Source organism: Nonlabens sp. (assembly GCF_051251825.1).
Classification (GTDB): Bacteria; Bacteroidota; Bacteroidia; order Flavobacteriales; family Flavobacteriaceae; genus Nonlabens.
The window spans coordinates 42355-64486 of the sequence record NZ_JBPOGG010000001.1 but is presented as its reverse complement, the minus strand read 5'-3'; the positions used below and the strand labels follow the sequence as shown (position 1 = coordinate 64486).

20 protein-coding genes are annotated in these 22132 nt (G+C 36.4%); 6 read left to right on the top strand and 14 right to left on the bottom strand.

What is annotated here, in order from left to right:
* Positions 1-154: 154 nt before the first annotated feature.
* The gene (locus tag ACSHWW_RS00295) at positions 155-1654 is read right to left on the bottom strand and encodes a GH3 auxin-responsive promoter family protein (RefSeq protein WP_435680401.1); all 1500 of its coding nucleotides are present in this window, start codon (positions 1652-1654) and stop codon (positions 155-157) included.
* Positions 1654-2520: a M23 family metallopeptidase gene (locus tag ACSHWW_RS00290; RefSeq protein ID WP_435680400.1), complete on the bottom strand. Its 867-nt coding sequence runs from the start codon at positions 2518-2520 to the stop codon at positions 1654-1656. The genes ACSHWW_RS00295 and ACSHWW_RS00290 overlap by 1 nt, the downstream gene beginning before the upstream one ends.
* 105 nt (positions 2521-2625) lie before the next feature.
* Here ACSHWW_RS00290 and ACSHWW_RS00285 point away from each other — a divergent pair, with 105 nt between their 5' ends.
* Positions 2626-2817 (top strand): Sec-independent protein translocase subunit TatA/TatB, encoded by a 192-nt coding sequence (locus ACSHWW_RS00285; protein ID WP_435680399.1) that lies wholly within the window; start codon positions 2626-2628, stop codon positions 2815-2817.
* 160 nt (positions 2818-2977) lie between these two features.
* On the opposite strand, the gene ACSHWW_RS00280 is transcribed toward ACSHWW_RS00285, so the two are convergent.
* From ACSHWW_RS00280 to ACSHWW_RS00270, 3 genes are read right to left on the bottom strand one after another with little or no spacing between them, the layout of a single operon-like run.
* A complete protein-coding gene (locus ACSHWW_RS00280; protein WP_435680398.1) occupies positions 2978-3955 on the bottom strand; it encodes a DUF4837 family protein in 978 nt (325 codons plus the stop codon).
* Between the two features lie 7 nt (positions 3956-3962).
* On the bottom strand, positions 3963-5588 hold the full coding sequence (locus tag ACSHWW_RS00275; protein WP_435680397.1) for a LysM peptidoglycan-binding domain-containing protein: 1626 nt from the start codon (positions 5586-5588) through the stop codon (positions 3963-3965).
* A 15-nt stretch (positions 5589-5603) separates the two neighbouring features.
* On the bottom strand, positions 5604-6788 hold the full coding sequence (locus tag ACSHWW_RS00270; protein ID WP_435680396.1) for a phosphoglycerate kinase: 1185 nt from the start codon (positions 6786-6788) through the stop codon (positions 5604-5606).
* A 74-nt stretch (positions 6789-6862) separates the two neighbouring features.
* Between ACSHWW_RS00270 and ACSHWW_RS00265 the strand changes: the two genes are divergently transcribed.
* Both ACSHWW_RS00265 and ACSHWW_RS00260 read left to right on the top strand, forming a co-directional pair.
* Entirely contained in the window at positions 6863-7993 is a 1131-nt protein-coding gene (locus ACSHWW_RS00265; RefSeq protein ID WP_435680395.1) for an ATP-binding protein, read from the top strand.
* A 168-nt stretch (positions 7994-8161) separates the two neighbouring features.
* Positions 8162-8473 carry a hypothetical protein gene (locus ACSHWW_RS00260; RefSeq protein WP_435680394.1) on the top strand — a complete coding sequence of 104 codons (312 nt, stop codon included), beginning with the start codon at positions 8162-8164 and terminating at the stop codon, positions 8471-8473.
* Positions 8474-8601: 128 nt separating this feature from the next.
* On the opposite strand, the gene ACSHWW_RS00255 is transcribed toward ACSHWW_RS00260, so the two are convergent.
* The 4 genes from ACSHWW_RS00255 to ACSHWW_RS00240 are packed head-to-tail and all read right to left on the bottom strand — an operon-like array spanning position 8602 to position 15284.
* Positions 8602-9447 (bottom strand): class I SAM-dependent methyltransferase, encoded by an 846-nt coding sequence (locus ACSHWW_RS00255; protein WP_435680393.1) that lies wholly within the window; start codon positions 9445-9447, stop codon positions 8602-8604.
* A gap of 14 nt (positions 9448-9461) precedes the next feature.
* Positions 9462-11333 (bottom strand): tRNA uridine-5-carboxymethylaminomethyl(34) synthesis enzyme MnmG, encoded by a 1872-nt coding sequence (gene mnmG, locus ACSHWW_RS00250; RefSeq protein ID WP_435680392.1) that lies wholly within the window; start codon positions 11331-11333, stop codon positions 9462-9464.
* A 2-nt stretch (positions 11334-11335) separates the two neighbouring features.
* On the bottom strand, positions 11336-11755 hold the full coding sequence (ybeY, locus tag ACSHWW_RS00245; protein ID WP_435680391.1) for an rRNA maturation RNase YbeY: 420 nt from the start codon (positions 11753-11755) through the stop codon (positions 11336-11338).
* Positions 11742-15284 carry a DUF4175 family protein gene (locus ACSHWW_RS00240; RefSeq protein WP_435680390.1) on the bottom strand — a complete coding sequence of 1181 codons (3543 nt, stop codon included), beginning with the start codon at positions 15282-15284 and terminating at the stop codon, positions 11742-11744. Before ACSHWW_RS00240 ends, ybeY begins: the two co-directional genes overlap by 14 nt.
* A 182-nt stretch (positions 15285-15466) precedes the next feature.
* Here ACSHWW_RS00240 and gltX point away from each other — a divergent pair, with 182 nt between their 5' ends.
* Entirely contained in the window at positions 15467-16984 is a 1518-nt protein-coding gene (gene gltX / locus ACSHWW_RS00235) for a glutamate--tRNA ligase (protein ID WP_435680389.1), read from the top strand.
* Here gltX and ACSHWW_RS00230 read toward each other — a convergent pair.
* Complete coding sequence (locus ACSHWW_RS00230; RefSeq protein WP_435680388.1) at positions 16981-17616, bottom strand: hypothetical protein; 636 nt, start codon at positions 17614-17616, stop codon at positions 16981-16983. The two genes, gltX and ACSHWW_RS00230, sit on opposite strands and share 4 nt — an antisense overlap.
* Positions 17617-17687: 71 nt before the next feature.
* Here ACSHWW_RS00230 and ACSHWW_RS00225 point away from each other — a divergent pair, with 71 nt between their 5' ends.
* Positions 17688-18653 carry an SPFH domain-containing protein gene (locus tag ACSHWW_RS00225; RefSeq protein WP_435680387.1) on the top strand — a complete coding sequence of 322 codons (966 nt, stop codon included), beginning with the start codon at positions 17688-17690 and terminating at the stop codon, positions 18651-18653.
* A 78-nt stretch (positions 18654-18731) separates the two neighbouring features.
* Here ACSHWW_RS00225 and ACSHWW_RS00220 read toward each other — a convergent pair whose 3' ends face one another.
* From ACSHWW_RS00220 to ACSHWW_RS00205, 4 genes are all read right to left on the bottom strand, one after another.
* On the bottom strand, positions 18732-18944 hold the full coding sequence (locus ACSHWW_RS00220; protein WP_435680386.1) for a DUF6327 family protein: 213 nt from the start codon (positions 18942-18944) through the stop codon (positions 18732-18734).
* On the bottom strand, positions 18928-19314 hold the full coding sequence (locus ACSHWW_RS00215) for a phage holin family protein (protein ID WP_435680385.1): 387 nt from the start codon (positions 19312-19314) through the stop codon (positions 18928-18930). Before ACSHWW_RS00215 ends, ACSHWW_RS00220 begins: the two co-directional genes overlap by 17 nt.
* A gap of 9 nt (positions 19315-19323) precedes the next feature.
* Positions 19324-19725, bottom strand: a complete 402-nt coding sequence (locus tag ACSHWW_RS00210; RefSeq protein ID WP_435680384.1) for a YtxH domain-containing protein — start codon at positions 19723-19725, stop codon at positions 19324-19326.
* A gap of 276 nt (positions 19726-20001) precedes the next feature.
* Positions 20002-21681 (bottom strand): glutamine--tRNA ligase/YqeY domain fusion protein, encoded by a 1680-nt coding sequence (locus tag ACSHWW_RS00205; RefSeq protein WP_435680383.1) that lies wholly within the window; start codon positions 21679-21681, stop codon positions 20002-20004.
* 75 nt (positions 21682-21756) lie between these two features.
* Between ACSHWW_RS00205 and folB the strand changes: the two genes are divergently transcribed.
* Positions 21757-22113, top strand: coding sequence for a dihydroneopterin aldolase (folB, locus tag ACSHWW_RS00200; RefSeq protein WP_435680382.1), 357 nt, complete (start codon positions 21757-21759; stop codon positions 22111-22113).
* The last annotated feature ends 19 nt before the right edge of the window (positions 22114-22132 follow it).

Below are 22132 nucleotides of genomic sequence, written 5' to 3'. Positions count from 1 at the left end.
AACATCCATCCCAACCTTCCTTCAAAGGAAGGAGTTTAATGAGCGATGAATACTGTTCTTCCTTTTTTAAGACTATCAAAATTAAAATAATATTTTATAGAGATATCAAGTGAAGCTCTTTAGCGTACTTTCATTAATAAAATAGTTCAATATCTCACGACTCTAGTAATCGCTCGAGTACCTGAGCTATTTTGCGGTCGTTTGAAAGTCGCGGTAATTTATTCTGTCCACCTAGTTTGCCTATAGTTTTCATGTATTCCTTAAAACCATTTTCCTTAACTGGAGTAATTATTAAAGGTTGCAATACTTTACCTACTATGAGATCATCGTAGTACGAGTTTTGGGCTCTCATCTTGAGATCTAGAGCTTCTTTAAACTCTTGTAAGTTTTGCGGTACTGCTCCAAATTCTATAAACCACTCGTGATATGGTAATTCATCTTGCGGTGGCGCTAACTGTGGTGCGACAGTAAATTCATTAATAATAACATTATGTATCGCAGCAGCATCTTCCATGGCTTGTTCTACTTCTTTTCCTATCACGTGTTCACCACTCGCACTAATATAGTGCTTAATACGGCCTGTAACAATTACACGGTAAGGACTTGTTGAAGTAAACGCAATCGTATCGCCTAAATTATAGGCCCATAAACCAGCCGTTGTGGAAATGATTAGTACATAATTCACACCTATTTTTACATCACCGATGGTTAATCGTGGCGCATTTTCTTCAAAGAATTGATCTGCTGGTATGAATTCATAAAAAATTCCTGCATCGAGTAAAAGCAGCATTCCTTTTTCATCCTGCTTATCCTGATAAGCAAAGAATCCTTCACTAGCTGGAAACAGCTCAATACTATCTACTTTTCTACCTATGAGTTGGTCAAATTTAGGTCGGTAAGGTTCAAAATTCACTCCACCATAAATGAATAGACTAAAATCTGGAAATACCTCACCTACTTTTTTACCGGTACGTTTCACGATGCGTTCAAAATACATTTGCACCCAACTAGGAATTCCCGAAATCACGCCCATTTTTTCAGGCAGCGTTTCATCTATAACTGCTTCTACTTTTGTTTCCCAGTCTTCAATACAATTAGTTTCCCAAGAAGGTAAACGGTTTTTTTGTAAATATCCAGGAACATAATGCGCAACTATACCACTTAAACGACCTAATTGAACGCCATTCTTGTCAGTCATTTCAGGACTTCCTTGAAGGAAAATCATTTTAGAATCTACAAAGGCGGCTTTTCCAGTTTCGTGAATGTAACTAAGTATCGCATTACGAGCAGCTTTTACATGCTCTGGCATTGATTCCTTAGTAATAGGTATATACTTTGCTCCACTAGTTGTTCCCGATGTTTTAGCATAATACAAGGGTTTACCAGGCCATAATATATCTGTTTCTCCTGCGACAACTCGATCTATAAAAGGTCGTAACTCTTCATAATCGCGAACGGGAACTTTTTCTTGAAAATCTTTATAAGAAGTTATGGAATTAAAAGAATGTGCTTTTCCAAAAGCTGTTGAGCTAGCTGTGCCAATTAAGTATTTGAACACTTTTTCTTGTGCAGCAATAGGTTTACTGGACCATTTTTTGGTTTGTTTGTCTATGATGGCAGCAAAAACTCGAGCTGCAAGAGATTTTATAGACATTACTGGAAGTTGATAAAATTAGTAGGATCTTGAGGATACCCATCGATCCATAATTCAAAATGTAAATGTGGTCCTGTAGTTAATTCTCCCGTATTACCTACTATTCCTATGACCTCGCCAGCCTGGACCTGGCTATTCTGTTTTTTATTTAAAGTTGCCATGTGTTTGTAAACTGTTATCACACCATAGGAATGTTCCATGAGAATAGTGTTTCCAGTATCTGCACTCCAACCTGAAAATATAACAGTTCCATCTGCTGCGGCTTTTACTGGGGAATTTGCTGCAGCTGTGATATCTACCGCATAATGAGATTTATCTGCATTAAAACTATCTGATATGGTTCCTGTTACTGGTGTAAAGAATACAAAGTTAGTACGTGAGGTTGCTCCTTCTATGACATTGTATTTATCCTCACGATCTACTTCTTCTCTCAATAAACTATCTTCTTCAATAGGTTCTGGCAAATCTTGATCTCTAGCAGTTTCTACCTTTGCAATGCTATCTATTCTTGCATACTCTGCAGTGGTAATGTTACCACTTAAGACCATTTGAATGCGATCGTATTTTTGCTGTTGTAGAGCTATTGATGTCAATAATGAGTCGGTTTTATTTTCTAAAACGATAACGTCTTTAGTCAACTTAGTACTCGCATATCCAGGAATAAATTCTCTTAAAGGAGTAAATGCAATAAGTACGGTTGTTAAACCTATCAATATAATGGCCGATAGTACCGTAACTACAAAAACATTGAGCCTGGTCAAGTTTAAAGAAAAGCGTTCTTCAAAGGTGTCGTTATTCAACACGACCATGCGGTAGCGGTGCAACCACTTTTTCTTTAATTTCCCTTTTTCTTTATCCTTTGCCATTGCTTATTATAACGATTCCCAAAGATAAAATAATATAATAGTACGCACGTTATTTCTATGATGTTCAGTTATTGTATCTTTGTACTGTTTTTAAAAGCACATATTATGTTAGCAAATTTTATATTAGGAATGCCAGGTTATGGTAGCATCATATTAATAGCGCTTGTAGTGTTATTGATTTTTGGTGGTAAAAAAATACCAGAATTAATGCGTGGCCTAGGTGGCGGAATTAAAGAATTTAAAGACGCTACTAAAGAAGGAAAAGAAGATAAAGATCAAATAGACTCTACAAAATAGTCTATCTCATATTCCATTAAAAAAGCCGTTTCAATTGATTTGAAACGGCTTTTTTGTGAGGTGATTTTAAAATCCTATTGTTCGTAACAGCAGATTCCGCATCATATGTGGAAATTCAGAAGTTTTAAAGATTGTAGACTTAAAGACTAAAGACTAGCTATTACTTCTTTTCCTCTATAAACTTTACACTCTTTAGAATAGATTCTAGTTCAAAAAGGTAGTTGCGTTGCTTTGCGCTAGGTGCAAAAATATATCCTTCTATAATGAGCCAGTTGTCTTTTTTCTCGTTGTAAATCGCATAGTTTAAGAATGGTCCAGACATGAACTGACCGCTTACTTCCCATAATCCTTTAGTCTCATAAGCAAATTTCCCATCTACTTGACTTTCATTTACATAAGGTGAAAAAGCCTGCTCTGTTATAAAAGCGCCATTATCTACAGGTACTTTTAAAGTCCCTACAGAGTCTCTAACTTTAGTAATACTAGCGACTACATTTGAATCCTGAGGAATTGCTTCTCGTGCTACTTCATAAATCATCACGTCCATAGTTCCTTCCTTAATATTGCGTCGCAACCAGAAAAAGTCTTTATCATTAGGTGCTGCATATCGATAAGCTCTTGGAGCAATTAAATCTATACCAAAACGCTCCTTAATCTGTTCCACGTTCAACGCTGCTTTTTTCATGATACGTTGTTTCTCAACAATTTCTCCATCATTAAAAAGTGTTTTAATTTGGTCAGCATTTGCAACAATTTGATCTATAATTCCTACGGCATTTTTTCCTCTTATCACCACACCAGTCTGCGGATTTGCATACAGACCTTTAGTCACGTTCACGCCAGCTTCTTTATTAGAAACTTCTACTTTCATGTAATTGCGATTCTTCATCAGTCTTCCTTTAAAAGAGTCTGGATCGATCTGGTTCAATGAAAATTGTGGTTCTTCACGTACTAATCCATCCACAGGCGCAGCGAGCACTTGACGGATGGTATCACCTACTGCATTTTCCCATAAATCATTTTCTATGATAAGTAGAATATCATTCATTCTTCCTGCGCTGTCAGTCACTACAACTGGTGCATCATTGCAGCTGGTAAGAGAGATAATAGCTATAAACGTATAAATTAAAGATCTCATAAGAGGATTATTTAAGTTTTAAAGTGGTTCCTGGTTGTAGGTCTTCTGTTTTACCAGAATTCAATTTTCTTATTTGAGCAATAGTTATGCCATAGCGATTTGCTATTTTCCATAAACTATCACCACTTTTCACTTTATAGGTGCTAGGAGTAGTTGTCGCAAGTGATGAGGAACTTGTTACTGGTTTTCTAGGATGAATGTATAATCGCTGTCCTATTTTTAAATTGTTACTGCGCAGGCTGTTCCAGCGCTTGAGTTGGCTTACTTTCACACCATATTTATTGGCTATTTTCCCTAAGTAGTCTCCATTTTTAACGCGATAGACCACGCGAGATTCTGCCTTAACGAGTTCTGGTAAAGGTTTTTCTTTTTTGTCAAATTCCGCTTTCGCGAAAGCGTACACCGCATCCTCATTACTCACAAATTTACTCGCAGCTCTCACTGGCAATCTCAAGTAATAATTACGTCCAGATATGGCTGGAATCACATCTAGTTTATAGCTAGGATTGTGAAATTGAACAGTTTCTATATCTTCATCAGTAAACTGAGCGACGTGCTCGAGTGAGATCATTTTTTTCACGTGAATCGTGTCTGTAGCGATGGTTTTATGAGCTGTTTGTTGTGGTTGAAAACCATGCTCACTGGCATAAGTATATAAATATACCATGGCTTGAAAAGCAGGAACATATCCAGCCGTTTCACGTGGTAAGTAAGGCCTTAAATTCCAGTAATTTTTATAGCCGCCACTGCGTCTTATGGCTTTATTTACATTTCCTGGACCAGAATTATAAGCCGCAAGTGCCAGATCCCAGTCTCCATAAATATTATATAAACTTCTTAAGAACTTACAAGCAGCCTCTGTAGACTTGATAGGATCCATGCGCTCATCTACATAAGAGTTCACCTCAAGGTCAAAATCACGTCCCGTAGCAAACATAAATTGCCACAAACCTGTTGCGCCTACTCGACTTTTTGCTCTTGGGTCAAGTGCACTTTCTACCACCGCTAAGTATTTCATCTCTAGCGGAATATCATATTTATCCAGCGTTGCCTCAAATAGCGGAAAATAATAATCACTCAAGGTCATCAAGCGCTCCATATAAACGCGCTGGTAACTCAGTTTTTTATTAATCAACTGTTCTAAAACTGGATTATAATCAATTTGAAAAGGTGTGCTCTCGTTGATACGTTTCAAACGAGCCTTAAGCGTGTCAGTAGGTAATGATTTTAAAACAGCATCACTGTAATCCATTTGTATGATCTCATCATACATGTAATCATACATATCATTATTGTACAATTCCTGCAGTAGTTTCTCATCAAAATCATCTACTTCTGGAAATTCCTTGAGAACAGGTAATTCAACTGATTGTACTGGAATAGTTATCGCAGTAGTAGGTTCTACAGCAGTTTCCACTATAGTCTCAACCACTTGTTGTACCGTATCTACTACTGTTTCCAATGCAGGTTTTACTGAATCTGTAGGCTTTTTAATGATTACATGAGCAGATTGCTGTTTTTTAAATTGCTCGTAAGAAATCACCTTTCCCTTAGTCTCAGTGGAGTCTTTTTCAGTTTGAGCCGCAAGCGGTAGAAAAAGGAAGGAAAAAAGGGAAAAGAGAATATATTTCATGTAAAAATCTAATAATTAATCTAAAATAGCCGCAATACCAGGAAGCGTTTTTCCTTCTAGCATTTCTAGCATAGCACCACCACCAGTTGAAACGTAACTTACTTGATCTTCAAAACCAAATTGTTTTACAGCTGCAACTGAGTCGCCACCACCTACTAACGAGAATGCACCAGCTGCTGTTGCCTGAGCTACAGACTTTCCTAAAGAAATTGTTCCGTGTGCAAATGGTTCCATTTCAAAAACACCTGCAGGACCATTCCAAAGAATAGTTTTGGCTTGCATTAACACCGTATGAAATTGTGATCTAGATTTTTCACCTATATCTAGTCCCATCCATCCATCTGGAATAGCGTCTATAGGTGCCATATCTCTAGTTGCGTGTTCAGAAAATGAGTCGGCTGTTATAGAATCAACTGGTAGATGAATATTTGTGTTGTGTTTTTTGGCCATTTCTAGAATTTCTAGAGCCAATTCCATTTTATCATCTTCACATAGTGAATCTCCTATTTTGCCACCTTGTGCTTTTATAAAAGTGTAAGCCATTCCACCAGCGAGGATAAGATCATCCACCTTAGAAAGAATATTTTCAATTACCGTAATTTTAGAAGATACTTTTGCACCACCTAATATAGCTACTACTGGTTTTTCTGGAGTTTCCAGCACTTTATTTAAACTTTCAATCTCACGAGTCATCAATTTACCGAAACATTTCTCCTCAAAATATTGTGCGATAACTGCTGTAGAAGCATGAGCTCTGTGTGCTGTTCCAAAGGCATCGTTCACGTACACGTCTGCTAGTTGAGATAACGCTTTCGCGAAAGCGGAATCACCAGCAGTTTCTTCACTATAAAATCTCAAGTTTTCTAGCAACAATACTTCACCAGGTTGCAAGTTTGCAGCAGCCTGCTCAGCCGTTTCACCGATGCAATCGTTCACAAAATTTACTTGAACTCCTAGAATTTCGGTAGCAGTATTTACGATGTGCTGTAATGAAAATTCTTCTTGCTTTCCTTTAGGACGACCTAAATGCGACATTAAAATCACAGCGCCTCCATCTTCTAGAATTTTTATGATGGTATCCTTTGCTGCACGTATGCGAGTCGCATCTGTAACCTCAAAGTTATCATCAAGTGGTACGTTGAAATCTACTCTTATGAGTGCTTTTTTATCCTTAAAATTAATATCGTTGATCGTCTTCATAGTTATTTATAATGTATAGTGACAAATATAGCGGTTATGATAGAACCTCGAGCCTATACTTTTATATTTGCAATATGCGATATCAAGATATCATAGGTCTAGAACATCTTAAGAAACACCTTCAATCTACGGTTGAAAACGGGAGAATTGCTCACGCTCAACTATTTATAGGCGCAACTGGTAGTGGAGTTCTACCGCTTGCTATCTCTTATGCACGTGGAATTTTATGTAAAGATGCTGGAGATCGCTGCGATTCTCAAATTGATCAAGTTGCTCATCCCGATTTGCATTTTGCTTATCCTGTGGCAAATAATGCTCGTGTAAAAGATAAAGCGGTAGCTGACGATTTTATTACTGAATGGCGAGAATTCTTACAAAAACAATCATATGGTAGTCTCGCAGACTGGTATCAAAAGATCGAAATCGAGAAAAAACAAAGTAAAATAGGTGTTCTCGAGGCAAAAAAAATAGTGAGTAAACTGAGTTTGAAATCTTATGAAGGTGGATACAAAGTACTCATCATTTGGGGTGCCGATAAATTAAATACCGAAGCTTCAAACAAATTATTAAAGCTGATAGAGGAACCACCTGCAAAGACCGTTTTCATCCTAATCGCCGAAGATGAAGATCAGATTATTAATACTATTAAGTCTAGATGTCAATTACTGCACATTCCTAAATTATCTAGTGAAGCCATCGCTCAAGGATTAGTAGAGAGACAACAACTGGATTCTACAAGAGCACAACAAATCGCTCGACAATCAAATGGTGATTATAATAAAGCGCTTCAATCCATTAATAATGAATCTGAAGATGTAGATTTTGAACAATGGTTTGTTACTTGGGTGCGCACAGCGTTTGCTGCTCGTGGACGCAAATCTGCTATTAATGACTTGATTGCTTGGGCTGAGATGATTGCTGGAAAAAATCGTGAAACACAGAAGCGTTTTTTATCCTATTGTTTAGAATACTTTAGACAAGCGATGTTACTAAATTACAAAGCTAATAGTGCGGTTTATCTCACGCCTCAAATGGAAAATTTCCAGCTAGAAAAATTTGCTCCTTTTATAGATGGACATCGTATCCAACCTATAAGTGATGAAATAGAGAAAGCTATTTATCATATAGAGCGCAATGGTAATGGAAAAGTAATTCTGACAGATCTTGCAATAGGTCTTACTCGATTGATTCATAAACCTGCATAATTTCGACAAACGGTCGTTAAATTTATAACAAATTAGGTTTTAGTAAGAAAAAGGTATTATTATTACCTTAAGTTAAAGATTCTTATAGTGATTGTATATTCTGGTCCCATATTAATTCTCATTTTCCTACTGCTTACAGTAGTTATATCTGCATACGAGAAATTATTTATGTGGAATAAGACATTACAGGATTATATAGATATGTATAAAGATCATTTACCAGCCGTTATGGTGAAACTATCTTTAATTACTATTTTAGGATTGGAAGTTATAGTTACTTCGTTTCTAACTCTTGGCATTTATGATTTAATCACAGAGCAAGATATTGTACTAAGCGAGCTTGGATTAATCATCACCGGATTTCTATTTGTAATTCTACTTATAGGATTAAGAATTCTTCAAGATTATCGAGGTGCTGGAAGAACGGGAATTTATTTTCTACTTACCGTTTTTGGACTTTATTGGTTACAATCAATATAAATTATCGATTCAGTATAAATAATAAGTTATTTTTATTAAAAACAGCTCAATTCTATGAATCGTGTTGAACTTTTTAAATTTTTAATAGATAAGTGCTGACCAGAAGAAAAACAACAGCTTAAAACAGCTTATTTACGTTTTTTGAGTACATAAACGATTGATGATGGCTCTTTAGAGAAGAGTGCAGCGATATTTGAGATAAGCCCGATTATTATTCCGTAAACAAAGGCTAATTTCTTCTTTTGATATCTAGCAGATAAAATGGAAACGTAGAAACTATCAAACCACATAGGTTTTGTGGAAACGATTTCAAAATCACCTTGAAAGACATTTCTTACAGCTCTTTTATTGAAGTGAAATAGATGTCGTGGAACGTCATATCCAGCCCAATGTTGTTTGAACCATTTTGCGTCAAACGAATTGTAGTTAGGTAATGCTAAAATCAAAACACCATCTTCTTGTAACCAATTTTTAATATCTGCAATTTGCTTGTCATAGTCTGGCACATGTTCCAGAACATGATACATGCTAATTACTTTAATAGAATTTGGCTGAATGGAGTCCGTTTGATCAAGCAATTCAATTCCTTTACGAGCAGCAAAAATTCTAGCTTTTTTACTAGGCTCATATCCTACAGCATCATATCCTGATTTCTTCAATGCTCCAACGACGTCTCCTACTCCAGCGCCAATATCAAGAATTTTACCATCAACAGCATATTTACCAATTAATGATTTTTTACTTTTAAGATTCCAACCTTTGGCATACTGATAACAACGTGCAAAAAAAGAATCTTGAGAGTCGTCATGAGATAAGTAATTTTCACTCTCATAATAGCTTTCTAAATTCTCAGGTTGTGGTGTGGTTTTAAGAACTTCAGTCTGTTCATTTTTATATAGTTCAAATTTCTCCTGAGTCAGGAAATAATCTTGAACAGTTAAAAAATGGGTATAAGTAGGTGCGTTATCTTTCATTGTTTCACGTGAAACTATCTTCCCATGTGTACTAATAATACTGAAATATCACTAGGAGATACTCCCGAAATACGAGAAGCTTGTGAAACAGTAGCAGGCTGAATTGCAGTTAATTTTTCTCGAGCTTCATAGGAAAGTGACTTGATAGATTTAAAATCATAGCCTGCAGGAATCTTTACATTTTCTAGACGATGTAGCTTATCTGCATTACTTTTTTCTTTCTCTATGTAACCACTATACTTTACTTGAACTTCCACTTGTTCTAAGATATCTTCATTCAAGTCATGTTCTTCAATATACGATTTGATTTCAGGAAATTCTCTTATGTCGCTTAAATCAATCTGTGGTCTAGCAAAAACTTTAAAGTATTTATCATGTTGCTTTACGGCAGCAGATTTTTTACTCTCCAGCAAAACGTTCATTTCTTTAAAATCATAACTAGTATTCTTGAGAAACTGAACCATTTTTTCGGTTTCTTCGGACTTGCGTTCTACTCTTTTAATTGCCTCATCAGTAACTAAACCTAGTTCGTGAGCACGTGGAGTTAATCTCAAATCTGCATTATCTTGTCTTAATAAGGTTCGATACTCTGCACGCGAAGTAAACATTCTATATGGTTCTTCAGTTCCTTTGGTGATTAAATCGTCTATAAGAACACCTATATAAGCTTCATCTCTTTTAAGTATAAATGATTCTTCTTCTCTTATTTTGCGTACAGCGTTTATACCAGCCATCAATCCCTGGGAAGCTGCTTCCTCATAACCAGTAGTTCCATTAATCTGACCAGCAAAATAAAGATTCTTTACAATCTTAGTTTCTAGAGTATGCATTAGTTGTGTAGGCGGGAAATAATCATACTCAATGGCATATCCAGGTCTAAAGAATTTTACATTTTCAAAACCAACAACAGATCTCAAAGCTTTAAATTGAACATCTTCTGGCAAGGAAGTACTAAATCCATTCACATAAACCTCACAAGTATCCCAACCTTCTGGCTCAACAAATAGTTGATGACGGTCTTTATCTGCAAAGCGATCGATTTTATCTTCTATAGACGGACAATACCTAGGTCCTATACTTTGAATACGTCCATTAAACATAGGACTTCTATCAAATCCTTCGCGTAACAAATCATGAACTAACGTACTCGTGTATGTCATATGACAATCACGTTGCGTTGTTAACTTACTTGTTAGATTAGTATAACTAAACTTAGAAACTAAATCATCACCTGGTTGTGGAATCATCTTAGAATAATCTAAAGAGCGACCATCAACACGCGGTGGAGTTCCTGTTTTCATCCTTCCAGAGTCAAAACCTAGACTCACTAATTGCTCAGTAATACCAGTTGCGGCTCTTTCACCAGCACGTCCACCACCAAATTGTTTATCTCCAATATGAATTAATCCATTCAAGAAAGTTCCATTAGTTAATACAACAGACTTCCCTTTGACTTGAATTCCTAAACTTGTTCTAACACCAGTTACTTTATCTCCTTCAATAGTTAAACTAGAAACCATGTCTTGGTAAAAATCAAGATGTTCTAGATTTTCTAATTGCATTCTCCATTCTTCTGCAAAACGCATTCTGTCATTCTGGGTTCTTGGAGACCACATTGCAGGACCTTTAGAAAGGTTCAGCATTTTAAATTGAATCGCGCTTTTATCACTTACAATTCCACTCAATCCACCTAAAGCGTCAATCTCACGAACAATTTGTCCTTTTGCGATACCACCCATAGCTGGATTACAAGACATTTGCCCGATTGTTTGAAGATTCATCGTAATCAACAATGTACTCGCTCCCATATTTGCAGCAGCAGCGGCAGCCTCGCTTCCCGCGTGACCAGCACCTACTACAATTACATCATATTCTTTATCAAACATAGCTATTGTTTCACGTGAAACATATTCATTTTTTCATCTTCCTTGGAACGCATAAGCTTACTTTCCTCATCTGTCTTATCTGGATAACCACATAAATGGAGCAACCCATGACTAATAACTCTATGTAACTCTGTATTAAAATCAACTGAAAAAGCACCTGCATTTTCCCTTACACGATCTACACTGATATAAATCTCACCATTCAAGAAATCTTCATCACAGTAATCGAAAGTGATAATATCAGTCAAAGTATCGTGATTCAAATACTCTAAATTTATTTTATGTAAAAAATCATCATCACAGAATACATAAGAAATTTCTCCTATAGACTTAGCTTCGGATAGAGCAACCTCTTCAAGCCATTTTGCATAAGCAACATCATTCTCTAACTTAAAGTCAGTCTGATAATTAAATTCCACCATCGCTTTTAAAGTATTCCTTAACCTTTAATTTATATTGTTGCTGCAAAGGTAATACTTGTCTATTTAAAATCTCTTTGCTGTTAAAGTAGCGAGCAGCATCTGGAATCTTATTTCTTGTGTCGTTATTATAGTCTTTCGAATTGGTAGTTGCTTCACGTTGTTCATCTTTACCTTGTTGCAATCCAGCATCCTTTAACTTTAATAAATCGTGCTGTATTTCCATCATTCTCTCTTCTACTTCCCTATTAAATCCTTGATCTAATAGTTTACGTTCCACGTCTTTCATCTTATCAGTAATATCATTTACAACTCCTTCTAGACCTTCGCGCTGAATCATATCTTCTAGCTGATTACGTAATTCCTGTTGTTGCTTATAAATTTCATAGATACGTTTACTTTCTTCCTCAGATTCTTTATAGCTTTTTTCTCCTTCCTTACCTAGACCATCACCTTCACCTGGACCATCTGCTCCAGTACCTGATTTTCCGTCTGTACCTTTTCCTTCACCATTTTCACCTTGACCATTACCTTGTCCTTGTCCGCCTTGGCCAGATTCACCAGTTGATCCTTCTCCATTTTTACCGCCTTGACCAGTACTTCCACCTTCACCATTCTTTCCACCTTTACCTGAAGATTGTCCTTGATCTCCATTTTCTCCTCCTTGACCTGGAGCACCAGCTTTACCAGGTTTTCCTTCACCTGGCTTTTCTCCTTTTCCTTCACCAGGTTTTTCTCCTTCGCCACCTTTTTTCATTAATGATTCTTGCTTCTTTATAATATCAGGTAATTGAAAACCTCCACTTTGTCCTTCACCAGGTTTTCCTTCACCTTCACCAGGCATGGACATAGCATCATTCATGGCATCCATGGTTTTACTCAACATGTTAGCAAGCGTATTGGCACTTTTTAATGTGAATTGCTGTGAAATCTGACCTTTATTCATCTCAAAATCAGCTAACTGCGTTAAAGATTTGTCTAAATAGTAGTAAACATCTGTTACTTCTCTATTAATATCTATTCCTATCTCAGGATTACGAGAAGCAAGTGCAAATAAACTATCATCCACATGTTTAAAAGCACGTTCTAAATCCTTCTGAATCTTTAATTTTTTACCAAAATTAGGACTGTTACGAGTTAATCCCTTAACACCATCAAGAACCACTTCTTGTTCTATAGAGAAAACAACTAGGTTATCAAGAATTTGACGTAACATATCTGCATCTTCTTTCATTCCTTCACCTTTTGCTGATTGCATTTGAGCAGCCATTTCCATAGCTTGTTGCTTCATTTTATCAGCTGCGCTTTTTTGTTTTTTCTGCGCTTTAGGAGTATCACCACTTTTTAATTCTTCACTTGATTCCTGCTGATCCTTTTTAATAGCATCAGATTCTTGAGGCTCAAAATCCATCTCCATAGGTTTTTTAAGACCTTCATTTTCCTTTTTAAGTTCCTTTAATTCTTCTTCCCATTCCTTGAATTCCTCATTCAATTTTTGCTGATCTTCTTCTTTATTTGCATCGCCTTCTTTCTTAGACTGCTCCTCTTGCTTATTAGCAAGTTCGTCAAGTTTTTTGGCAATTTGCTCATATTTTTGAGCTACATAATAACGTTTAGTAAGTTCTAGTAACTGTTCTAGATTACGTTTTTGTTCCTTTGATTTCTTTTGAGCCTTTTCAAGTTGTTCTTGTAATTCTTCCTTACTTAACTTGTCTTGATATTCTTGAAGTTCCTTGAGCAATTCCTCATTCTTGCGCATTTCTTCTTCACTCTGCTCCATGCGCTCTTCCAGCGCCTTTTTCATAGGGTCTCGTTCCTTACTAGATTTTTCAAGATTGTCCTTCATCTTCTGCATCTGTTGACGCATTTTTTGTTCTTGATCTTGTTGGTTTTTTAAAGCTTGCTCTAGTTTTTTCTTATCATTAAATCCTCGCTGATTTTTCTCCAGCTGCTCTTGAGTGATTTCCTTTAATTCCTCTTGATTCTGCTCTTGTTCTTGCAATGACTTTTCGAGATCTTCTACAGATTTCTTTTGGTCCTGTAACTGTTGTTGCTCTTCTTCTTCTTTAGTTGATTTTCTGAAACCATAAACTTGGCTTTTGGCACTTTTATAATTATTTACATAATCATTATCGATGGCTTCAAAATAGAACTGATAATTCTTTCCACCTTCAAGCGGAAGATTTCCTGGAAAAGTGAATAAAAATTGGTCAAATGTTCCACGATTATTACCTATTTCATAAATCTTTTGTGAACTAGCGTTATCACTTTCATAATACACCACTTGAATCTTACGGATCCCGTAATCATCTGCCACGTTGCCTTGAAAGTACATGATTGCATCGTCCAGACTGTCTTTTTTCATCTCCATAGCGAGTTCTGGATACTCATCTTTGGTGACGTCTATTTTGAAGTTCAGTTCCTCATAATCCTTAGCAAACATATTTGAGGTTGTGATGGAATATTTAAGTGGTTTTAATATCGCTTTCGCGAAAGCGAACTCCTTACCATCTTTCTTAAACTGAGTAATTTCTTCACGAGTTTTAAAGTCAACTTGCTCTGTAGCAGCGGCTTTCAACTTCCAAGTAATCTTAGTTCCCTGTGGAACAAGTGCATTTCCAGTACTTTTAAGCACTTCATCTTTTTTACCAGTGTAAGACGGATAATCCATAACCAGCTCAAACTGATCAATGGTAGGAACGTCATCCACATCGAGCAAAAACTCCTCGCTGCGCACCTCATTTGCCTTGAGATAAAATGGAATATCACTTGCTGGTTTACTGAACACAAAACTGAATCTACCTGGTGATTCTTGAGTCAAATAGTAAGTCTGATTGCCGTAGTGAACACTCGCATTTTCAGGAATGGTCCTTCCTGTAACTTCTACGTTTAATTTAAAGTCTCTTTTTTGTAACGTGTTTAAATCTTCATTCAACACATTAAATTTAAACGGTGCTGGCGGAATGTACTCGTTGTTAAAATCTGCAACGCGCTTGGTGCTTTCAGTAAGGATTTCATTATTTCCAGTGAAAAATAAAGCCGCGATGATCAAGACTGGAATCGCTAGATATTTTAAATAAGCAGCGTTTTTCTTGAAATCAATCGCCAGCGAAAACGGTATAGGTTTCAATTCCTCACTTTTCTGGTTGATACTTGCCCAAGTGAGCTCATCATCTCCTCCATTTTTGTGTAATTGTAGAACATTAATCAACTTGTCAGACACCTCAGGAAAATGTGTTCCTATCATGCTACTGGCATCTCTAAAATCGATACCAGAAAACAGCTTAAATAATCGAGCCACCGGAATTCCTATGAATTTAAATAGCAATCCAGCCTGAACCAACACAAAAAGACCAAATAATATGGTTCTTCCCGTGGAGCTCAACCATAAAAAATGCTCAATGACGGCGGTGAATAAAAAATACAATAAGCCTATCGCAAGAAACAAGATAATACCTCGTATGATCTCATTTGTATAGTATTTTTTAATGAAGCGTTTGAGCTTGTGCTCTATGATTTGAAAATTATCCATTACTCGTTACGTCGTCTTTGTAAGGTAAATATAACGCAATGCATGGTATGTTTATGATATGGTGATGTTAAACGATTAAGGTTATGGGAAAAAACATTCTTAGTTACAGACTTAAGTCCGCACCTATGAATGTGGATAGTACTGAACAAATCATATCTTTGCAGCCTTAAAAAACGGCTATAATGAGTACTTCAGTAAGAGTGAGATTTGCACCTAGTCCTACCGGACCATTACACATAGGTGGCGTGAGAACAGCTTTATTTAATTATCTGTTTGCAAAAAAACATAGTGGTGATTTTATACTGCGTATAGAAGATACTGATCAAAATAGATACGTAGAAGGCGCTGAAGAATACATCATTAACGCATTGAACTGGTGCAAGATACCTTATGACGAAGGTCCAGGGAAAGAAGGCAATTGCGGTCCCTACAGACAGAGCGAGCGCAAAGGAATGTATAAAAAATATGCCCTAGAGCTTATTGAAAAAGGCGCTGCATATTACGCATTTGACACAGCTGAGGAACTTACACAAGCAAGATCCACTGCCGAAGCAAATAAAGAGACTTTTATATACAACCACAACAATCGTGGGCAATTCACAAACTCGTTATCCTTATCTACTAGCGAAGTTGAAGAACGTCTTTCTCGTGGAGATGAATATGTGATCCGTTTTAAACCTGAGTTGAAAACCTTACACATGTTTGATGAAATCCGTAAGGGAATAGAAATCAACACATCACTTCTTGATGATAAAGTCCTTTTTAAAAGCGATGGAATGCCTACTTATCACCTTGCAAACGTGGTAGATGACCATGAAATGGAAATCTCTCATGTAATTCGCGGTGAAGAATGGTTGCCTAGTATGGCGCTGCATGTTTTATTGTATGAAAGTTTTGGCTGGAAGACTCCTAAGTTTGCACATTTACCGTTGATCTTAAAACCTACAGGGAAAGGGAAATTAAGCAAACGTGATGGAGCTAAATTTGGTTTCCCAGTATTCCCTATGGAATGGTTTGATGCCAAAGAAAACGAAACTTTTGCCGGTTATAAAGAAGATGGATATTTACCAGATGCTGTTATTAATATGTTGGCATTTCTAGGTTGGAATCCTGGAACTGAGCAAGAAATATTCAGTCTTGAAGAGTTGATTCAAGCGTTTAGCTTAGATAAAGTAAATAGTTCTGGAGCTAAGTTTGATCCAGAAAAGGCAAAGTGGTTCCAACAACAATGGTACGTGGAACAAGATGATGCTGTTATAGGTGCCGCTTTCGCGAAAGCGTTACAAGAAAAAAATATTGAATACGGTTCACAAGATTATGTCAACTTAGTTTGTGGTCTAGTTAAGGAACGTGCTGTGTTTACAGAAGATCTTTTTGAACTCGCAGGATTCTTTTTTACAGCACCTGATTCTTATGATGAGAAAAATGCTAAAAAAGCCTGGAAAGAAGATACTAATGACATCATGAATAGTGTGATAACGGTAGTTCAAGAATGTGAAGACGACAGCGCAGCTGGATTAAGTGCTGCGATTAAAGGCTGGATCACGAGTCAGGAAATGGGATTTGGTAAAGTGATGATGCCCTTAAGACTTGCTCTAGTAGGTAGCCTTATGGGACCAGATGTATTTGAAATAGCAAGTATGATAGGAAAGAATGAAACGATTTCTCGTATCAAAACAGCTATTGCTCAACTTTCTTAAAAATAAAGACGAACTCCAGCGGTGATATAACTCATATTACCGTTGAGTTCTTCACTTAATGCGTTTTTACCATTCAACACATCTAGAAAGGCATAATGGTAATGCGCAGAAAATCTAATTTGCTCTAATCCACCGCTTAAACCTATAATTCCGTTAATATTTATAGGTGAAGTTTCTTGAAAGGACTTGACCGTAACCGCGCTTGAGCCATCTATTATGCTTTCTTCATATCTACGGTCTGCAACTTTAAATTCTCCATTAAAAGCAAATGCAGGACCTACTTCAAGAGATAAATAATCTCTGTTTGCGATTTTATAAGCCCATAGTAACTTCACCTCAGCACCTATGACGCTCATTTCAATATCGTCCTGAGTTAATGCTTCTTTCACTGAAAACTTATTATTGAACAATTGAATTCCAAAAATCATATTCCAGTAAGGTTTCCAAGCACCTCTAGTTTCTAATCCTGCACTCCATCCTACTTTTCCCTCTACTGCTACGTCGTCTGTTTGTAGATTGAAAAATGTAGCGTCTATTCCTAGTCCTATTCTGTTGTTATAGGAATAATTACGTTGAGCGTGAGCGGTTGAAAGGAATAAAAATGTCGCTATGAGCGGAAGAAATATTTTCATGAATGTAACTTATAGGGCTAAAATAAGACTAATTGTAATGTATCTTTAAACAAACTTAAAAAACACTAACTATGGGACAATTTATAATACCTATTATTCTCGTATTTGCAGCCTTGCTGCTTTTCGGTTCATTTTTTACTGTAAAACAACAAACTGCTGCACTTATTGAGCGTTTTGGAAAATTTACAAGTATGCGTCATTCTGGACTGCAGTTTAAAGTTCCATTGATAGACAAAATTGCAGGACGTATCAATCTTAAAATTCAGCAACTGGATGTAATTGTAGAGACTAAAACTAAAGATGATGTATTTGTACGTCTTAAAATCTCTGTACAATTTCAGGTAAGAAGAGAAAAAGTGTATGATGCTTTCTACAGACTTCAAAATCCGCACGATCAGATAACGTCTTACGTATTTGATGTAGTACGTGCCGAGGTTCCTAAAATGAAACTGGATTACGTTTTTGAGAAGAAAGATGATATCGCAATCGCAGTAAAACGTGAATTGAATGAAGCGATGATGGATTATGGATATGACATCATTAAAACACTTGTAACAGACATAGATCCAGATGTACAGGTAAAGGCAGCAATGAATAGAATTAACGCCGCAGAACGTGAAAAAACAGCTGCAGAGTATGAAGCAGAAGCTGATCGTATCAAGATTGTTGCAAAAGCACGTGCAGAGGCTGAATCTAAACGTTTACAAGGTCAAGGTATCGCAGACCAGCGTCGTGAAATTGCTCGTGGACTAGAAGAAAGTGTAGATGTACTAAATAACGTAGGGATTAATTCTCAAGAAGCAAGTGCGCTGATTGTAGTTACTCAACATTACGACACACTTCAATCTATAGGTGAAGCAACTCAATCTAACTTAATTCTTTTACCTAACTCACCACAAGCTGGTAGTGACATGTTAAATAACATGATTGCAAGTTTTACAGCAAGTGCTCAAATAGGTGAGCAAATGAAGAAAACAAACAAGAATAAAGAGGCTGAGGCTAAAAGGAATGAAGATAATGATGGCTGGCAAGAATAACTAGTCAACTATTTTAATGAAAGCAAAAAAGCGATTCTCATCTGAGAATCGCTTTTTTATTTATAGCAATTTTAGTTTTTACTTTCTGCCGCCTATAAGTTTATTAACTACCTTAAGAACTACAGCTTTCTTAGCTATTGAACTTACTATATTAGTTAAAACAGACACTGCAGAGAAACTTTCTTTCACTTCATTAAGTTCCAATTTCATGGTTTCCTGCTGGATTTGCTGTTGCAATTTAAGATATCTCAAATCGCGATCTATTTCATTAAAACTATTGTAAACTCTCATACTGATCAATTTTTATATCCTCATTTTCATTAAAAAATTGAGCACTTGATTTGCGTAAAATGGTTTTCTCTAAGTATTTCTTTAAAAATAGTGAGAGAACAAACATAAGAATCAAGTATGCACCGCCTACAATTAGATATCCTAACGCGATACTTTCTAATATATCACCTAAATATATTGCAAGTGCAACACTTAAAAATAGAAGTGCAATCAACAGAAAGAATCCTAGTATAAGTTTATAACTACCACTTACCACTCCTTTCATGACCTTTTTAAAAAGGTCTAGCTTGTGGTAGCTTATAGAGGACTCAATGTACTCTTGTGTAGCTGCTGTAAATTCAGTAAAATTTTCTTTGATTGATTTGCTCAAACTAAATGTTTATACGGTTGCTTTTGTCTTCTTCACTAATCCATCTACTGAATTAGGCTTCTGTAATTTTGCGTTTTGAGCACGTAATTGTTCAAGCTTATTTTCTAATGCTACGATAGCATCATCTGCCTTATAACTTGCACTAGACAAAGCTGTTTCAATACGCTCTCCTACATTACCTTTTAATTCAACTGCTTTTGAACTAACTGTGGAAGTTAATTGAGCTGCTTTATCAGAAACTTGAGCATATGTTTTACGAGCTTGAGCATCTATATCTGCTTGAGCTTTTTTTGCCTGTTTCTTTAATTTTTTTCTAGTTTTTTCTCCACTCTCTGGTGCATATAAAACTCCTGCTGCGATTCCTATAGCTGCTCCTGTAAGTAGAGCAAACACTGTATTTGACTTGGACATAATATTTGTTTTAAATTATTGAGTTACAAAGGTATGTCTACATCGCAGTTATTTTGGTTAATTGATAGTTAAGCTTTTAGTATATATTGCTAAATTATTCCCAATTTTATGAAATATTTTATAACAATAGTCAATAAGCAAACATATTCTCAATTATTTAATTAAAAAATATATTATATGATAAGCAAGTTTACAACTCTAAGACGCTGCTATAAAAAAGAAATGGTTAGAGCACGCTTTCGCGAAAGCGCATCCTAACCATCTAAAGACTAAAATCTAATCTTCTAGTTTTGCCCAAGTATCGCGCAAGGTTACTGTACGATTGAAAACCATTTTCTCGTCGGTAGTGTCTGGATCTACACAGAAATATCCCATACGCTGGAATTGAACAATATCTCCTGGATTAAGATTCTTCATTGCAGGCTCAGCCATTGCAGTGATGACCTCTAGAGAATTTGGATTTACAAATTCCATAAAATCTTTTTCCTTATCAGTATCTGGAGACGGCACCGTAAATAATCGATCATAAAGACGTACTTCAACAGGTAAAGCATGTGCAGCACTTACCCAGTGAAGGGTTCCTTTTACTTTGCGCATGCTTGCCTCAGTACCGCTTCCACTTTTAGAGTCTGGATCATAGGTCGCATGGATTTCAGTAATATTCCCGTCGGCATCTTTGAGGCAACCTTCACCTTTAATGATGTAACCGTTCTTGAGACGTACTTCTTTACCATTTTTTAAACGGAAGAATTTCTTGTTTGCCTCTTCTCTATAATCTTCGCGTTCTATATAAAGTTCTTTAGAAAAAGGAACTTCTCTATAGCCACGAGATTCATCTTCCTGACTATTCTCTGCCTCGAGCATTTCCACTTGACCATCAGGATAGTTAGTAATTACAAGTTTTACTGGATCTAGAACGCACATCACACGATCTGCGGTTTTATTCAAGTCATCACGCAGGTGAAACTCTAGATGATTCATGTCTACTAGATTATCACGTTTTGCGATTCCTATAGATTCTGCAAAGTTTCTAAGTGATGCTGGTGTATAACCACGACGTCTCAAACCAGAAATGGTTGTCATACGTGGATCGTCCCAACCGGTTACGTATCCTGCTTCTACGAGTTTTTGTAGTTTACGCTTACTTGTTACGGTATGTGATACGTTTCTACGGGCAAATTCACGTTGTTTAGGACGTATTTTACTAGAATCTGCAACTTGGTCAAGGAACCAGTCATAAAGTTCTCTGTGAGGCTTAAATTCAAGTGTACAGAATGAATGAGAGATTTGCTCTAAGTAATCACTTTCTCCATGCGTCCAGTCATACATAGGATAGATTTTCCAATCTGTTCCTGTTCTATGGTGTGCTTTATCTACTACTCGATACATGATAGGATCACGCATGAGCATATTGTTAGATTGCATATCAATTCTAGCACGTAGGATATGTTCTCCTTCACCGTACTCTCCATTCTTCATTCCTTCAAAAAGCGCTAGATTTTCTTCTACACTTCTGTTGCGATAAGGTCCATCTACTCCAGGTTGTGTAGGAGTTCCTTTTTGAGCTGCCATTTCTTCACTGGATTGTGAATCTACATAAGCTTTCCCGTCCTTAATCATTTGTACTGCCCAGTCATAAAGTTCCTGGAAATAGTCTGATGCGTAGCATAGATTATCCCATTTATAACCTAGCCATTCTACATCTTTTTGAATAGCGGCAACGTATTTTGCTTCTTCCTTTGCAGGATTAGTATCATCAAAACGTAAGTTTACAGGTCTATTATACTTTAATCCTAGCCCAAAATTTAAACATATTGCACTCGCATGACCTATATGTAAAAACCCATTAGGCTCTGGAGGAAAACGGAAACGTAATTTATCTTGAGAAAGACCATTATTTAAATCGTCTTCTATAATGTCTTCTATGAAGTTATTTGGTTTGGTAGATTCGCTCATGGCTCTTTTCAATATTTAGATACACAAATTTACATCTTATTTTACTGCTAGCATTGCAGGTAGTATCTTTACCTCATGCATACAATTATACTTGAAAACGTAAAGGTATTTACTAACCATGGTTGCCTCGATGAAGAAGCAATGATAGGTAGTGAATATAGAGTGGATCTAGAGGTAACCGCTGATCTTTCTAAAAGTGCTCAAACTGATGAGCTCAATGATACCGTAGATTATGTTTCACTGAATAGAATCATCGTTGAAGAAATGGCGATACGTTCTAAATTACTAGAACAAGTTGCTCAACGTATTCTTGATCGTATTTTTAAAGAAGAATCTCTAGTTGAAAAAGCACATGTAAAAGTGGCAAAAATCAATCCTCCTATAGGTGGTGATGTGGCGCGAGTAGTAATTTCTATGAGTCAAAGTCGCTAGTAGTCAATACTAAAGAGTG

Coding starts and splice junctions, on each gene's coding strand:
- ACSHWW_RS00295 (WP_435680401.1), bottom strand. CDS start 1,654: ATGTCTATAAAATCTCTTGCAGCTCGAGTTTTTGCTGCCATCATAGAC.
- ACSHWW_RS00290 (WP_435680400.1), bottom strand. CDS start 2,520: ATGGCAAAGGATAAAGAAAAAGGGAAATTAAAGAAAAAGTGGTTGCAC.
- ACSHWW_RS00285 (WP_435680399.1), top strand. CDS start 2,626: ATGTTAGCAAATTTTATATTAGGAATGCCAGGTTATGGTAGCATCATA.
- ACSHWW_RS00280 (WP_435680398.1), bottom strand. CDS start 3,955: ATGAGATCTTTAATTTATACGTTTATAGCTATTATCTCTCTTACCAGC.
- ACSHWW_RS00275 (WP_435680397.1), bottom strand. CDS start 5,588: ATGAAATATATTCTCTTTTCCCTTTTTTCCTTCCTTTTTCTACCGCTT.
- ACSHWW_RS00270 (WP_435680396.1), bottom strand. CDS start 6,788: ATGAAGACGATCAACGATATTAATTTTAAGGATAAAAAAGCACTCATA.
- ACSHWW_RS00265 (WP_435680395.1), top strand. CDS start 6,863: ATGCGATATCAAGATATCATAGGTCTAGAACATCTTAAGAAACACCTT.
- ACSHWW_RS00260 (WP_435680394.1), top strand. CDS start 8,162: ATGTGGAATAAGACATTACAGGATTATATAGATATGTATAAAGATCAT.
- ACSHWW_RS00255 (WP_435680393.1), bottom strand. CDS start 9,447: ATGAAAGATAACGCACCTACTTATACCCATTTTTTAACTGTTCAAGAT.
- mnmG (WP_435680392.1), bottom strand. CDS start 11,333: ATGTTTGATAAAGAATATGATGTAATTGTAGTAGGTGCTGGTCACGCG.
- ybeY (WP_435680391.1), bottom strand. CDS start 11,755: ATGGTGGAATTTAATTATCAGACTGACTTTAAGTTAGAGAATGATGTT.
- ACSHWW_RS00240 (WP_435680390.1), bottom strand. CDS start 15,284: ATGGATAATTTTCAAATCATAGAGCACAAGCTCAAACGCTTCATTAAA.
- gltX (WP_435680389.1), top strand. CDS start 15,467: ATGAGTACTTCAGTAAGAGTGAGATTTGCACCTAGTCCTACCGGACCA.
- ACSHWW_RS00230 (WP_435680388.1), bottom strand. CDS start 17,616: ATGAAAATATTTCTTCCGCTCATAGCGACATTTTTATTCCTTTCAACC.
- ACSHWW_RS00225 (WP_435680387.1), top strand. CDS start 17,688: ATGGGACAATTTATAATACCTATTATTCTCGTATTTGCAGCCTTGCTG.
- ACSHWW_RS00220 (WP_435680386.1), bottom strand. CDS start 18,944: ATGAGAGTTTACAATAGTTTTAATGAAATAGATCGCGATTTGAGATAT.
- ACSHWW_RS00210 (WP_435680384.1), bottom strand. CDS start 19,725: ATGTCCAAGTCAAATACAGTGTTTGCTCTACTTACAGGAGCAGCTATA.
- ACSHWW_RS00205 (WP_435680383.1), bottom strand. CDS start 21,681: ATGAGCGAATCTACCAAACCAAATAACTTCATAGAAGACATTATAGAA.
- folB (WP_435680382.1), top strand. CDS start 21,757: ATGCATACAATTATACTTGAAAACGTAAAGGTATTTACTAACCATGGT.